The 13,887-nt window shown below is 66.9% G+C and carries 13 protein-coding genes; 7 read left to right on the top strand and 6 right to left on the bottom strand.

Going from position 1 to position 13,887, the window contains the following annotated elements; genetic code table 11:
- The coding region (locus tag VGV06_00675) for a VWA domain-containing protein (GenBank protein ID HEV2053667.1) at positions 1-1,132 on the bottom strand (1,132 nt) is incomplete at its 3' end.
- A 27-nt stretch (positions 1,133-1,159) separates the two neighbouring features.
- Between VGV06_00675 and VGV06_00670 the strand changes: the two genes are divergently transcribed.
- The 4 genes from VGV06_00670 (at position 1,160) to VGV06_00655 (ending at position 6,411) form a co-directional block, all read left to right on the top strand.
- The gene (locus VGV06_00670) at positions 1,160-2,368 is read left to right on the top strand and encodes a PLP-dependent aminotransferase family protein (protein ID HEV2053666.1); all 1,209 of its coding nucleotides are present in this window, start codon (positions 1,160-1,162) and stop codon (positions 2,366-2,368) included.
- Between the two features lie 15 nt (positions 2,369-2,383).
- Positions 2,384-3,151 carry a hypothetical protein gene (locus VGV06_00665; GenBank protein ID HEV2053665.1) on the top strand — a complete coding sequence of 256 codons (768 nt, stop codon included), beginning with the start codon at positions 2,384-2,386 and terminating at the stop codon, positions 3,149-3,151.
- An 83-nt stretch (positions 3,152-3,234) separates the two neighbouring features.
- Entirely contained in the window at positions 3,235-4,983 is a 1,749-nt protein-coding gene (locus VGV06_00660) for an AAA family ATPase (protein HEV2053664.1), read from the top strand.
- 69 nt (positions 4,984-5,052) lie between these two features.
- Positions 5,053-6,411 carry an alpha/beta fold hydrolase gene (locus VGV06_00655; protein ID HEV2053663.1) on the top strand — a complete coding sequence of 453 codons (1,359 nt, stop codon included), beginning with the start codon at positions 5,053-5,055 and terminating at the stop codon, positions 6,409-6,411.
- A gap of 81 nt (positions 6,412-6,492) precedes the next feature.
- Here VGV06_00655 and VGV06_00650 read toward each other — a convergent pair whose 3' ends face one another.
- Both VGV06_00650 and VGV06_00645 read right to left on the bottom strand, forming a co-directional pair.
- A complete protein-coding gene (locus VGV06_00650; GenBank protein HEV2053662.1) occupies positions 6,493-7,884 on the bottom strand; it encodes a magnesium chelatase in 1,392 nt (463 codons plus the stop codon).
- A 31-nt stretch (positions 7,885-7,915) separates the two neighbouring features.
- The gene (locus VGV06_00645) at positions 7,916-8,470 is read right to left on the bottom strand and encodes a protoglobin family protein (protein HEV2053661.1); all 555 of its coding nucleotides are present in this window, start codon (positions 8,468-8,470) and stop codon (positions 7,916-7,918) included.
- A 67-nt stretch (positions 8,471-8,537) separates the two neighbouring features.
- Here VGV06_00645 and VGV06_00640 point away from each other — a divergent pair, with 67 nt between their 5' ends.
- Genes VGV06_00640 through VGV06_00630 form a run of 3 tightly spaced genes read left to right on the top strand, consistent with a single transcriptional unit; the run spans position 8,538 to position 11,549 of the window.
- Positions 8,538-9,947 carry an amidase gene (locus VGV06_00640; protein ID HEV2053660.1) on the top strand — a complete coding sequence of 470 codons (1,410 nt, stop codon included), beginning with the start codon at positions 8,538-8,540 and terminating at the stop codon, positions 9,945-9,947.
- On the top strand, positions 9,917-10,669 hold the full coding sequence (locus tag VGV06_00635; protein ID HEV2053659.1) for a haloacid dehalogenase type II: 753 nt from the start codon (positions 9,917-9,919) through the stop codon (positions 10,667-10,669). Before VGV06_00640 ends, VGV06_00635 begins: the two co-directional genes overlap by 31 nt.
- Before the next feature lies 1 nt (position 10,670).
- On the top strand, positions 10,671-11,549 hold the full coding sequence (locus VGV06_00630) for an alpha/beta fold hydrolase (protein ID HEV2053658.1): 879 nt from the start codon (positions 10,671-10,673) through the stop codon (positions 11,547-11,549).
- Between the two features lie 46 nt (positions 11,550-11,595).
- On the opposite strand, the gene VGV06_00625 is transcribed toward VGV06_00630, so the two are convergent.
- The 3 genes from VGV06_00625 to VGV06_00615 all read right to left on the bottom strand — a co-directional run.
- Positions 11,596-12,306 carry a hypothetical protein gene (locus VGV06_00625; protein HEV2053657.1) on the bottom strand — a complete coding sequence of 237 codons (711 nt, stop codon included), beginning with the start codon at positions 12,304-12,306 and terminating at the stop codon, positions 11,596-11,598.
- Positions 12,306-13,106 (bottom strand): site-specific DNA-methyltransferase, encoded by an 801-nt coding sequence (locus VGV06_00620; protein HEV2053656.1) that lies wholly within the window; start codon positions 13,104-13,106, stop codon positions 12,306-12,308. Before VGV06_00620 ends, VGV06_00625 begins: the two co-directional genes overlap by 1 nt.
- Before the next feature lie 498 nt (positions 13,107-13,604).
- The coding region (locus tag VGV06_00615) for a hypothetical protein (GenBank protein HEV2053655.1) at positions 13,605-13,887 on the bottom strand (283 nt) is incomplete at its 5' end.

Raw genomic sequence — 13,887 nt, 5'->3', positions numbered from 1 at the left:
GGATGGCCCGCGCCGTCAGCTGGAGCTTCCCGCCCTTGTTCTCCAGGTATCCGGCCTCCTCGAGCTTCTTCGCGAGCTCGCGGAGCTTCTGGAGATCGCGGGCGGCCTCCTCGCCCAGGAGCCGTTCGATGTCGTCCTTGTCGATCTTGTCGAGGTCGCCCGGGTCCTTGGCGCGCCTGAGCTGGCGCTCGAGCTGGTCCATCTCCTGCAACTCTTCCATGACGCGCATGGCTTCTTTCAGGGACAGGTTCTCGTCGCCCTTGAAGTCGTACGGCCGGCGGAGCGCGTCCATGGGCAGGAGGTCTTCGAGGTTCATGGCGAGCTGGGCCATCTCGGCCTCGAGCCGCTCGTCTTTCGCGAAGAGCGACTGCATCATGTCCTGGAGCTGCTGGCGCTGGCCCGGCGTGAGGCTCTGCATCAGCGACTGCATCTGGCCCATCTGCTTGCCCATCTGCTCGAGCAGCTGGTCGAGGCTCTCGACGCCGGGGAAGTTCTGTCCCCACTTGTCCTTGAAACCCTGGAAATCCGGCTCGCCCCCTTGGGCGCGCTCGCGCAGCATGTTGTTCAGATCCCGCATCATCTCCCGCATGCGCTTCAAGTCTTCCGGGGTCAGGTTCTGGAGCCCCTGCTGCATGCCCTGCATGAAGGGCTTGAGCATCTGCTCCTGGAGCGAGCGCATCAGCTCGTCGAACTTGCGCTTCGCCTCCGCGTCGGTGAAGGGGTAGTCCTGGAGCGCCTTGATCTGCCCCGCGGGGTCGGGCGGCATCGCGTCGAGGCGCTGGAGCTTCTGTTCCTGCTGGGCGCCGGGCGGCACGTCGCGCTCGATGCCCGCGCGCTCGGTCTTGAGGATGTCGGCGAGCTGTTTCTTGATGTCCTCGAGCACCGACCCCATGTCGTACTGCTCGAGGCGCTGCTGGCGCTCCTGCTTGAGGCGCTTGAGGAGGTCCTGGAGCCCCGGCATGCGGCCGCCCTGCGGATCCTGCGCGCCGCGCTGGAAGAGACGGCGGAGGGCGTTCCAGAGATCGCCGTCGGCGAGCAAATCGTCCGACATCGCCGACAGGAGCTGGTCGGCGTCGAGGTCGGGGACGGCCTGCGTGCCGTCCCAGCGGGAATATCGGCTGAGTCTCGCCATGGCCGAAGTTGACGTATGCTACCACCCATGACCACTCCAACGAACCCCCGTCTCGACGACCTCCTGTCCACCCGCGCCCGGATCGGTTGGGGCGCTTCCGCCCCGCCCGCGCGCCCCGTGGCCGAGGCGCTCTTCGAATTCGGCGGCGGCCACCCCGATCCCTCCTCTTTTCCCTACGAGGGCATGGTCGAGGCGACCGCCGACGTCATGAAGGCCGAGGGCGCGCCGGCGCTGTCGTACGGCGAGCCGCAGGGCTACAAGGGCCTGCGCGAGCTGGTCGCCCACAAGTACCGGCTCTTCGAGAACCTCGAGGTCCCGACGGATGACATTATCGTTACGAACGGCTCGGGGCACGCGCTCTCGCTGGCCTTCAGCGCGTTCGTGGACGTGGGCGACCCGATCCTCAGCGAGGCGCCGACCTTCTCCGGCACGCTGGCGACGATCCGCCGCCACGGCGCGCGCGTGCTCGACGTGCCGCTGGACGCGGAAGGCATGGACACGGCCGTCGCGCGCCAGCAGCTCGAGAAGCTCCGGAGCGAGGGCCTCCGCTGCAAGCTCATTTACACCATCGTCAACTTCCAGAACCCCGCGGGGCCGACCATGTCGCGCCGGCGGCGCGAGGAGCTGATCGCGCTCGCGCACGAGTACGACACGCTGATCCTCGAAGACGACGCCTACGGCGAGCTGCGCTTCGAGGGGACGGCGCACCCGTCGCTCTACGCGCTCGACAAGGGCGGGCGGGTCATCCGCGCGGGCACGCTGTCGAAGATCCTGGGCGCGGGCGTCAGACTCGGCTGGCTCTGCGCGCCCCGCCAGATGATCCCGGCCTTCCAGGGCTTCCTCTTCGGCGGCGGCGTCAACCCGTACATGTCGCGCGTGGCGACCTTCTACATGCGTGAGAACCTCGTCCCGCACGTCGCGCGCCTGGTGGACATCTACCGGTCGAAGCGCGACGCGATGCTGAAGGGCCTGTGGGAAGTGCTCGAAGGCACCGATGTCGAGATCAGCAAGCCCGAGGGCGGCTTCTTCATCTGGATCAAGCTGCCGACGGGGACCAAGATCGAGCGTCTCAAGGAGGCGGCGGTCAAGTCGGGCATCCAGTTCACGTGGGGCCCGGCCTTCTACGCCAACGGCGGCGGCGAGGGGTTCATCCGCCTCGCGTACAGCTGGGAGCCGCCCGAGCGCAACTACGAGGGCGCGAAGCTGATCGCCCAGGCCATCAAGAACGCCCGCTAGCGGGAGGGACACGTCATGGCACGCGCGCACGGCATCCAGACCCACAAGGTTTTCAAGCTCGGCAAGGCCGCCGCCGAGCGCGACAGCCGCAACCTGCTCTTCGCGTCCATCCTCCGGGCGCCCGTCAAGGTGCCCGACGAGTACGACTTCGACGTCAAGCATCCAGGCATCGCCACGCCCATGTTCGGCAACGACAAGTACGGCGACTGCGTCATGGCGGGACGCGCCCACCAGACGCTGCGGTTCGAGCTGATCGAGCAGGGGGCGAAGCTCACCATCACGGACCGGGAAGTGGTCGGCGAGTACCTCAAGGAGACGGGCGGCCGCGACGCGGGGCTGGTCGTGCTCGAGTCGCTCAGGCTGTGGCGCCGGCGGGGGTGGCTCGCGGCCAAGCGGCGCTACAAGATCCAGGCCTTCTCGGAGATCCGCCGCTCGAGCCGGGAGGAGATCAAGCGCGCCATCTTTCTCGACGCGGGCGTCGGGCTCGGGCTCTCGCTGCCCACGTCCGCGTCGGCCCAGATCCAGGCGGGCAAGCCGTGGGACGTCACAGGCGGGCCGGGCTCGGCGAAGGGCTCCTGGGGAGGGCACTACGTCTACGTGTCCGGCTACACGAAGCTGGGGCCCGTCTGCGTCACCTGGGGGCGCAAGCAGCAGATCACGTGGGCGTTCTTCAACAAGTACTGCGACGAGGCCTACGCCATCATCGACGCGGTGGACACGGCCAAGAAGCGTAAGGGGCTCGACGAGAAGAAGATCAAAGCCTTCCTCTCGGGCCTGCGGTAGGCCGTCTGGCACTGCTGTCTGGCACTGCTTGACGGGCCGGGTGTGCCGGGCTAGCATCCCCTTCACTACGGAGGGGTCCCCGCGTGAAGTGTCCGAGCTGCCAGATCGAAGCTCCTTCGGATGCGGAGTTCTGTCCCGACTGCGGGATAAGCCTGCTCGTCCCGTGCCCGCAGTGCCGCACGTCCAACAGCGCCGGCAACCGGTTCTGCAAGAAATGCGGGCACGCGCTGGGGTCGGCGCGCTCCTCGGCGGAGAGTGAGCGCTTCTCAGCCCCCAGCGCCTACACTCCGCAGCACCTGGCCGAGAAGATCCTGACATCGCGGGCCGCGCTCGAAGGTGAGCGCAAGCTCGTCACCGTGCTCTTCGTCGACGTCTCCGGCTTCACCGCGCTGTCCGAAGGGCTCGATCCCGAGGATGTCCACGCTCTCATGGACCGTGCCTTCGAGCTGATGCTCGGCGAGGTTCACCGCTACGAGGGTACCGTCAATCAGTTCCTCGGCGACGGTCTCATGGCGCTGTTCGGCGCGCCCGTCGCCCATGAGGACCACCCGTTGCGCGCGGTCCACGCGGCCCTCGGCCTCCAGCGCGCGCTCGCCTCTTACCGTGACCAGCTCCGCGCCCAGCGCGGCATCGAGTTCCAGGTGCGCATGGGGCTCAACACGGGTGCCGTCGTCGTCGGCAAGATCGGCGACAACCTCCGCATGGACTACACCGCGGTCGGGGACACCACGAACCTGGCCGCGCGGTTGCTCGCTCTTGCGGAACCCGGTCAGATCCTCGTGAGCGAGGACATCGCCAAGGTCGTGGGCCCCTATTTCGTCCTCCAACCCGTGGGCGAGGTCAGCGTCAAGGGCAAAGCGCTCCCGGTCCGGCCGTACCGCGTCGAGGGGGCGCGCAGCGTGCGCAGCCGCCTGGAGGCCGAGAGCGAGCGCGGGCTCACCCCGCTCGTCGGACGCGCGCACGAGCTGGCCCTGCTCCAGGGTAGCCTTGCCGATGTCCAGGCCGGCCAGGGCCAGGCGGTCTTCGTCTACGGCGAGGCGGGTATCGGCAAGTCGCGTCTCTTGCTCGAGTTCCGCCGCCATGCCGAGGCCGCCGGCGCGAGATGGGTGCTCGGGCGCTGCGTCTCCTACGGTCATACCATCGCCTACGTCCCCGTTCTCGACCTCCTGCGCGATCTCTTCGGCATCAAGGAAGGCGACAGCGTCGAGACCATGCTGGACAAGGTCGACGGCGGGATCCGCGAGGCCGGGGACGATGTCGCGTGGACAGCGCCCTTCCTCCGTGCGCTCTTCTCGCTCGACCCGGGCGACGCCGCGGTGGAGGCGATGAACCCCGTGCAGCGCAAGGGGCGCACCGCGGAAGCCGTCCGCGACCTCCTGCTGGCCCACAGCGGCAAGCACCCGCTGGTGCTGGTGGTCGAGGACCTCCACTGGATCGACCCCCATTCGGAGGACATTCTCAGGCTTCTGCTCGAGTCCATGGCCGCGGACCCAGTCATGGTGGTGCTCACCTACCGGCCGGGCTATGCGCAGACCTTCGGCGAGCAGACGTACATCGCGCGGATTACTCTGCGCGCCCTGCCGGAGGCGCAGACGGCGACCATGGTGCAGCGCGTGCTCCAAGCGGATGTGCCGCTGGAGGCGAGCCAGCTCATCGCCCGGAAGGCCGAGGGCAATCCGCTCTTCGTCGAGGAACTGGCGAAGTCCCTGGTGGAGGACGGCACGCTCGAGCGCGTGGACGAGGGCTACCGCCTGGCCCGCGCACTCGCCGACGCGCACATCCCCGACACCATCCAGGGCGTCATCATGGCCCGCATCGACCGGCTGCCCTAGGCCTCCAAGACGGCGCTCCAGATCGCTTCCGTCATCGGACGGGAGTTCACCGCCCGACTCGTCGAGCGTGTGGCGGCGCTGGAGGGCGACGCGCGGCTGGCCCTGGGGGAGCTCCGGACGGTGGAGCTGATCTACGAGAAGGCCCGCTCGCCAGAGCTGGAATACATGTTCAAGCACGCGCTGACACACGACGTGGCCTACGAGACCCTGCTCCGGCAGAAGCGCCGCGAGCTGCATCGGCGGACGGGCCAGGTTATCGAGGAGCTGTACGCCGACCGCCTCCCGGAGTTCTACGAGACGCTGGCCTTCCACTTCACCCACGGTGAATCGTGGGACAAGGCTGTTGACTACCTGCTCAAGTCCGCGCCCAAGGCCCGCGCGAGCTTCGACTACCCCGAGGGCAGCCGCCTCTGCACCCAGGCCATCGAGATCCTCGGGCGGACGGGGGGCGCCTCCAGAGAGCTGACGCGGGCCCACGAAATGCTGGGTGATCTCGAGAGCCTCCAGGGCCGCCTGGAGCCTGCCAACCAGGCGTACGAGCAAGCGATGGCGCTCTCCGACGATCCTGCTGGCCGTCAGCGGCTCGGCAACAAGATCCACCGCCTGAGCACGGTCGTCCGTGAGGGAGCGAAGATCGTTTACTACGAGCACGGCGTGGGTGAGCCTACCCTGGTCCTCTGCCACCCTGTTGTCTACGGCCTCGCGACCTTCCAGCCCCTGGTCGAGCAGCTCTGCCAGGACTTCCGCATCGTGACCTGGGATCCTCGGGGTACGGGAAGGTCTGATCCGCTTCCCGGACCGTACTACACCGGGGACTTCATGGAAGACCTCCGTGCGGTGATCGAGGCCATTGGCGATCGACCCGTGGTTATGATCGGCAACTCGCGCGGCTCGACGGTCGCGGCCCACTTCGCCACCAGCCATCCCCACCTCGTCGAGAAGCTCGTCTTGGCCGGCCTCGCTCCAGCGCGCGCTCTTAGCAGCACGGACTACCCCCGCGCCGACCGCCTGGATAAGGAGTTCCTCGGACGGCTCCGCGCCGCCATGGCGGCCGACGACTGGCCGGCCGTCGTGCGGATCTTCATCGCGCAGGTTGCCGCGGGTGAGCCCGGGTGCCAGAAACTCATCGAGGGCAGCATCCGGCTCTGGAGCCAGATGCCGCTGGAGACCCTCAAGAACTTCTTCATGCTAGACGATCCCGGTATCGACGTCCGCGCGCTCCTGCCCGCGCTCCGGGTCCCCACCCTCGTGCTTCACGGCGAGGTCGACCGCAACACACCGGTGGAGGTTGCCCGCTGGACCGCGGAGCAGATCCCGGGGGCCCAGTTCCATGCGCTCAAGGGCCGTTGTCACATGTTCGCCGCCACCGCCACTGCCGAGTTCGCCGAGGTGGTGCGCCGATTCATCCGCACCGGCCGGCCTACGTGAGGACGACCGCGCCGTGGGTCCTAGGGATGCCAGGCGCCGAGGCCTGAGCACGAGCGGACGAGGCTTCCGCCCGCAGAGGCGCTAGGCGCCGTAGCGGGTCTGGCCGGCGTGGACGTTCTTGTTGAGCTTGCGCGAGAGGTGAAGGCCTTCCAGCACGAACTCGAGCGCTGAAGCGACCGCGGCAGGATCCTTGGCGCCGAGCTTCTTGCACGCGGCGTGGAGCGGGCGCGCCTCGCCGATCTGCCGCACGTAGGCGTCCGACGGCATGACGTCGGAGACGTCCATCTTGAGCCCGCCCTGGAAGGCCGCCACCACCTCGTCGAGGTCGGTGCCCGTGAAGGCGCGGTTGAAGACGCTCAGCACCGCCTTCTGCGCGAGCTTGCCCAGGATCTTCTCCTCGCTGGCCTCGCCCACCGTCTCCAGCTCGATCTTGCCGGAGGTCGAGGCGAGCATGGCGTCGAGGTCGCTCACGCGCGGGCAGGCGACGGGCTCGCCCAGGCGGATCGCCCGCTTGAGCGCGCTCGACAGCAGGTTCTCGTAGTTGCAGATGCTCACGCGCACGGAGACGCCCGAGCGCTGGCTGATCTCCGCCGACCGGCGCGCGAGGTGCGTCAGCTCCGCCACGATCTGCTTCATGTACTCGGGCGCGCGCGTCTCGACGGCGTCCGCCGCGAAGCGCGTCCGCTCGGTCTCCATGATGTCGATCTCGTGCTGGATCTTCGCGGGGTAGTGCGTCCTGATCTGGGAGCCGAAGCGGTCCTTGAGCGGCGTGATGATGCGCCCGCGGTTCGTGTAGTCCTCGGGGTTGGCCGAGGCGACGACGAAGAGATCGAGCGGCAGGCGGACCTTGTAGCCGCGGATCTGGACGTCGCGCTCCTCCATGATGTTGAGGAGACCGACCTGGATGCGCTCGGCCAGGTCCGGCAGCTCGTTGATGGCGAAGATGCCGCGGTTGGTCCGCGGCAGGAGCCCGTAGTGGATCGTCAGCTCGTCGGAGAGGTAGCGGCCCTCGGCGACCTTGATCGGGTCCACCTCGCCGATGAGATCCGCGATGGTGATGTCGGGCGTCGCGAGCTTCTCGCCGTAGCGGTCGGCGCGCGGGAGCCACGCGATCGGCGCGCGCTCGCCCTGCTCGGCGATCAGCCGGCGCCCGACGGGGGAGATCGGCGCGAAGGGGTCGTCGTTGGTCTCGCAGCCCGCGAGCGCCGGCACCTCTTCATCCAGGAGGCCCACCATGAGGCGCGCGATCTTCGTCTTGGCCTGGCCGCGCTCGCCCAGGAAGACGATGTCCTGCCCCGAGAGGATGGCGTTTTCGATCTGCGGGAGGACGGTGTCCTCGTAGCCGACGATGCCCGGGAAGAGCTGGGCGCCCGCCTTGAGCCGCACGACCAGGTTGTCGCGGAGCTCCTGCTTGACCGACTTCGACTTGTACCCGCTCGCGCGGAGCTCGCCGACCGTCCCGGGCTTGGTCACGCGCCCACTATGCCGTGAGGCTCGCGGCCTGTCAATCGCGCGCCTCGCGCGGGGGCAGGAGGTAGCCCAGGAGGAAGACGTTCAGGTGCACGAGGAGGAGCTTGTTCCAGGCGACGGCGGCCTCGAGGGCGTCGCGCGGATCGGCCAGCTCGTCCCGGAGCACACCCGCGACGGCCGTCTGGGCCAGGCTCATGGCGCCCACCATGAACTCGGGCGGGATCTTGCCGCCCGGCCCGTACTCGCGGTGGCTGTGGGAGAGCGCGATGGCGAGGAGGTAGTAGACGAAGCCGTGGGTCATCGCGACCTCGGCCGTCTCGCGGAGCCACCGTCCCAGGCTGTGCTTGCGCCGCTCGAGCCGCTGGAGATCCGGCGCGCCGTCGTCACCGACGAAGAACTTCGCGGTTTCAGGAAAGCGTAGGAAGTGGTCGTAGAGCGCTCCGGTGATCGCCGCCTCGTGCTTGAGCACGAGCGGCGCCGTGCGGCGTATCGTCTCGATCTCGGCGTCGGCGAGGCCCACGAAGGCCATCTGCTCGCGGACGAAGCCTTCCATGTCGGCGCCCGGGTGGGCGCGCTCGGCGGGGCTCATGGCCTCAGAGCATAACGTGTTGTGCTACCATGCGCCCCACGCAGTAACCACGAGCCCGGAGGCGCGCATGAGCCCGACCGACCTCTGCTACACGCCGGCGACCAAGCTCCTCCCGCTGATCCGCTCCAAGAAGCTCTCGCCTGTTGAGCTGACGAAGGCGGTCTTGGCGCGCATTGAGAAGCTGAACCCGAAGCTCAACGCGTTCTGCCTCGTCGCCGCGGATGCGGCCATGAAGGCCGCGCGCGAGGCCGAGCAGGCCGTGATGAAGCGGAAGAAGCTCGGGCCGATTCACGGCATCCCCTTCTCGATCAAGGACCTGATATTCACCAAGGGCGTGCGGACGATGAGCGGCTCGCACATCTTCGCGGACCGCGTGCCCGACCAGGACGCGCCCTTCGTGCGGCGGCTCAAGGACGCGGGCGGGATTTTCATCGGGAAGACGACCACGCCGGAGTTCGGCTGGAAGGCGCTCAGCGGCTGCCCGCTCACGGGCGACACGCACAACCCCTGGGACGTGCGGATGAACACCGGTGGTTCCTCCGCGGGCGCGGGCGCGGCGGCCGCGGCGGGCCTCGGGCCGCTGCACCACGGCTCGGACGGCGCGGGCTCCATCCGCGTGCCGTCGGCCTTCTGCGGCATCTTCGGCCACAAGCCGTCCTACGGCCGCGTGCCGCAGTGGCCCGTGTCCAACAACGACTACACGACGCACAACGGGCCGATGACGCGAACGGTGGGGGACGCCGCGCTGATGCTCAGCGTGATGGCGGGCCCCGACGACTGGGACCGCACTTCCCTCGACGCCGCGCCGGCCGACTACGTGGGCAAGCTCAACCGCGGCGTGAAGGGCCTGCGCGTGGCCTGGAGCCCCGACATGGGCGGGCTGCCCGTGGATCCCGAGGTGGCCGCGCTCGTGAAGCGCGCGGCCGGAGCCTTCAAGGAGCTGGGCGCGAAGGTCGAGGAGGTCGAGACGCGGTTCGCCGACACCCACGACATGATCCGCACGATGTGGCCCGCGCACTACGCGGGCGCGTGGTCGCAGTACCTGCCCAAGTGGCGCGACAAGATGGACCCGGGCTTCGTCGCGTGCATTGAGGACGGCCTGCGCGTGAGCCTCGCGGACTACATCGACATGCGCGGCAAGAAGATGGCGCACTGGGATTCGGTTCGCCCGCTCTTCGAGAAGTACGACCTCCTGGTGACGCCGTCGGTCTCGGTCGCGGCCTTCCCGCTGGGCCGCCTCAACCCCGAGCACTGGCCCCAGCACGCGTGGGACTGGATCGGCTGGGCGTCCTTCTCCTATCCCTTCAACTTCACCGGCCAGCCCGCCTGCTCGCTTCCGGCGGGTTTCACCAAGGCGGGCCTGCCCGTCGGCCTCCAGGTCGTCGGCCGCCGCTGCGCCGATCTCACCGTGCTCCAGGCCGCGGCCGCCTTCGAGAAGGCGCGGCCATGGCAGCAGAAACGCCCCGCGCTCGACTAATGGCGCGCATGGACCCGTCTTCCGTGAAGGCGCTCTGCTTCGACGTGTTCGGCACGGTCGTGGACTGGCGCTCGAGCATCATCAGGGAAGGCGAGGCGCTCGGCACGCCGCGCGGGTGGAGCGTGGACTGGGCGGCCTTCGCCGACCGCTGGCGGGCGATGTATCAGCCGGCCATGGAAGACGTCCGGAGCGGCAAGCGCGCGTGGACCAAGCTCGACGATCTCCACCGCGAGAGCCTCGGCAGGCTCGCCGTGGAGTTCGGCCTCAAGGGCGTGGTGGCCGGCGACCTCGATGATCTGAACCGCGCCTGGCACCGCCTCGATCCGTGGCCCGACGCCGTGCCCGGCCTCACGCGGCTCAAGCGCAAGTACGTCCTCGCCACGCTGTCCAACGGCAACGTCGCGCTCATGGTCAACATGGCCAAGCGCGCGGGACTGCCGTGGGACGCGATCCTCGGCGCCGAGGTGACGCGCCACTACAAGCCGCAGCCCGGCTGCTACCTCGACACCGCGGCCATGCTCGGGCTCAAGCCGGAGGAGTGCGCGCTGGTCGCCGCGCACAACGGCGATCTCGCCGCGGCTCGGCCGCTGGGCTTCAAGACCATGTTCGTGACGCGTCCGACCGAGCACGGCCCCGGCCAGACCAAGGACCAGACGGCCGAGAAGGACTGGGACGTGGTGGCGCGCGACTTCTTCGACCTCGCGGATCAGCTCGGCTGCTGACATGACCGAGCCGGCCTGGCTCGACCGGGCCGAGTATCCCTTCGCGCCGCTCTGGCTCGACCTGCCGGCGGGGCGGATGCACTACGTCGACGAGGGGCAGGGGCAGCCGATCGTCTTCGTCCACGGCACGCCCGACTGGTCTTTCGTGTGGCGCCACCTGATCAAGGCGCTCTCGCCGCGGTACCGCTGTATCGCGCCGGATAGTCTCGGCTTCGGCCTCTCCGACAAGCCCCAGGGCTACTCGTACGCGCCCGCCGAACAGGCGGCGAATCTCCGGCGGCTGATTGACACGCTCGGCCTGAAGGACATCACGCTGGTGCTCCACGACTTCGGCGGGCCGTTCGGCCTCTCGTACGCGCTGGACAAGCCGGCGAACGTCAGGAGCGTGGTTCTGCTGAACACGTGGATGTGGTCGCTGCGCGGCGATCCGCACTACGAGCGCTTCGGCCGGCTCTTCGGCGGCGTGCTCGGCCGCTTCCTCTACCTGCGGCTGAACTTCCCGGTGCGCGTCATCATGAAGCACGCCATCGCGGACAAGGCGCGCTTCCCGCGCCATATCCAAGACCAGTACATGCGCCCGTTCGGCTCAGCCGCCGAGCGCGTGGCCACCCACGCCTATGCACGCGCGCTCCTCGGCGCCGGCGAGTGGTACGACGGGCTCTGGCGCCGCCGCGAGAAGATCCGCGACATCCCGGCGCTGATCCTCTGGGGCATGAACGACCAGGCCTTCCGCCAGGAGGAGCTCGACCGCCTTCAGATGATCTTCTCCCACAGGCGGACGGCCTGCTTCCACGACGCCGGCCACTTCCCCCAGGAAGAACGCTCGGAGCGCGTCACCGCCCTCGTCGAGGATTTCCTGGACGCGGCTAGACGAGAGTAGTGTGGTGGTGGCGTTTTGCTTCTAGACTCAAGCAGCCTGGTGAGTGTTACGCAAATCGGCGCTGATACAATTCGCCTACTCGTGTGAGAGCTGCGCCATAGTCAAGTTCGACACGCTTCGGTTCAACCCATCTGAACGGATATGGAGGTTGGTTCGTCGCTCGAAAGGCAAGCACGAGAAGCTCATCGTAACGTCCAAGGAGCTCTTCCTTAAGTTTCGCCATCACATTTATCGATTCTTGTTTCTTCAACTTATGCTTGAAGCTTCTGTCGCCTTCATGGCCTTCATAATCGGACTCGTGATTGATGCCCACCACGGCCAGGTTGATGCATGCCGGACTCAGTGACTTCATCCTGTCCGCGAATCCAGCCAGATCGTTAATGACGCGATCGATTTGCTTCTGCTGAGACTTCGCGATGATCTTGACCTCGCAGCCAATCCGAGGCTCTGCCACAGGACCTTCTGGAACGAGGAAGATGTTCTTAGTCGGGCGAATGTCCACGCCTGCCGGTGGCCGTCCGAACACGCTGTCGTTTCTCCGTATCGCTCGTTGCGTGTGTATCTTGCCTCCGCTATTCACGACACCGGCGAGAGCACGCACATGCTCTTCATAGAGAGGAGAAACGTGCAGGCGGGGAAGATCCTCAAAGATCTCGCGGCCGATCTTGTTTCCGAGAGTCGAATTTCGGTGCACGTAGATTGTGCCGAGGAAGGTTCTTTTGAATGTTTCTAAGAGCCGAAACTTCCCATTCGACATTAGGCGCTGGAGGAGAGGACCTTCGACGTGATCTCTGCCGGCAGGTTCTCGACTCGAACGGCTTGCTCAAGTCGGCGCAGTGACAGTTGGCGGTAGGACTCTTCGACTTCGATCCCGATGCTGTTGCGGCCGGCACGTGCTGCCGCAAGACTGGTGGTACCGGTCCCCGAGAACGGATCAAGAATCGTATCGCTCACGAAGCTGAACATTCGAATTAGCGGTTCGACGAGTTCCACAGGATACGGGGCGGGATGCGAGCGCGTGGATGCCCCGCGGACTGTAACGAGCTGGTTGAACCAGGTCTTGTGGGACCTTTCTGGGATTACACTCAGGAGCCGCATTGCCTCTGTCGGGCGACGATACCCGCCGGGCTTTCGTTGCATCAGGATGAACTCTATGTCGTTCTTGATGACCGCGTTGGGCTCATAGGGCTTGCCAAGGAAAGCGGTACCATTCTCGACCTCAAAGGCCGCGTTGGAGATCTTGTGCCAGATCATGGTCGCAAGATTGTGGAATCCGATGTGACGACAATGCTCCATGATCGTGCCATGTAGGGGAACCACCATGTGAGCACCAAAGGCTCGCCGGGAGCGACACACGTCGCCGACGACGATAATGAGTCGGCCGCCTTCTACTAACACGCGGAAGCATTCAGACCAGACGCGGTCGAGCTCCTTCATGAATACTTCGTAGTCGTGAACTCCACCGAGCTGCGAACTGTGTTCCGGATACTTTTTGAGATCAAAATAGGGTGGGGAGGTAACAACTAAGTGAACGGACTCGTCGGGAATGTGGGACATCCCGCGAGCGTCGCCAAGCCAAAGCGCGTGGCTCGTTGGTATTTCCTTCGTAGCCCTCGCGATCGCCTTGAGGGCCGACAGATCCTTGGCGAGCCGAGGAATAGTGCGCTGCGAAAGAGGCCTGAGCCTGACCTTGGGGAGGTGTCTTCGGACTAGCTCATCCAACTTTCCGTCACCCGTCACCCAAGTACCCCCTTTGTCGAGTCGCTTGGAGGATAGCGGGGCAGTCGGGACAAAGTCAACAATAGGTTGTGGTCCTAGGGAGCTTGGGTGCCCTGCATCTTGTAGATCGGGCGTTGGCCCGCATCCGGCTGCCTTCTGCCAGAGCTCCAATTGCCGCGTAGCCTCCATGAGGCACCTCCTTGGAAGTGAGCCGAGGCGCACCTTGGCGTCTCTCCGGAGGATGCCCGGTCGACCGCGTACCGAGAATGCCGTGATTTAGATACACGGAGTTGTCACCCACGTTGATGCAGCGCGGGGTGAGTGGCTGGAGCCCCGCTAAACCACAGTGACGGCGCCGGCGCCGACGAGCGTGCGCGCCAGCTCGATCTCGCCGAAGTGCTGCGTGCCGTGGGTCAGGCAGACAGCGCCCAGGGCGCGCATGGCGTGCATCTCGCCGAGCGGCCTGATCGACACCATGCGATCGAGGAGCGCCTGGTCGTTGTTGGCGATGAGCGCGTCGGTCGCGGCCCAGACCTTGCCCATGTATTCCTTGAAGGCCCCGATGTCCTTGATGCGGAGCGCCTGCGCCTCGGCCGTCGGCATGCCCGTGCCCTGCGCC

The sequence above is a fragment of the Candidatus Methylomirabilota bacterium genome, from assembly GCA_035936835.1.
Classification (GTDB): domain Bacteria; phylum Methylomirabilota; class Methylomirabilia; order Rokubacteriales; family CSP1-6; genus AR37.
Note: the sequence above shows the minus strand (reverse complement) of the source record. Positions and strands in the feature narration are given on the sequence as shown.

Bases quoted from the DNA above. Each gene is read 5' to 3' on its own strand.
- VGV06_00670 (HEV2053666.1), top strand. From the start codon at position 1,160: ATGACCACTCCAACGAACCCCCGTCTCGACGACCTCCTGTCCACCCGC.
- VGV06_00665 (HEV2053665.1), top strand. From the start codon at position 2,384: ATGGCACGCGCGCACGGCATCCAGACCCACAAGGTTTTCAAGCTCGGC.
- VGV06_00645 (HEV2053661.1), bottom strand. From the start codon at position 8,470: ATGAGCCCCGCCGAGCGCGCCCACCCGGGCGCCGACATGGAAGGCTTC.
- VGV06_00640 (HEV2053660.1), top strand. From the start codon at position 8,538: ATGAGCCCGACCGACCTCTGCTACACGCCGGCGACCAAGCTCCTCCCG.
- VGV06_00635 (HEV2053659.1), top strand. From the start codon at position 9,917: ATGGCAGCAGAAACGCCCCGCGCTCGACTAATGGCGCGCATGGACCCG.
- VGV06_00630 (HEV2053658.1), top strand. From the start codon at position 10,671: ATGACCGAGCCGGCCTGGCTCGACCGGGCCGAGTATCCCTTCGCGCCG.
- VGV06_00625 (HEV2053657.1), bottom strand. From the start codon at position 12,306: ATGTCGAATGGGAAGTTTCGGCTCTTAGAAACATTCAAAAGAACCTTC.
- VGV06_00620 (HEV2053656.1), bottom strand. From the start codon at position 13,106: ATGTCCCACATTCCCGACGAGTCCGTTCACTTAGTTGTTACCTCCCCA.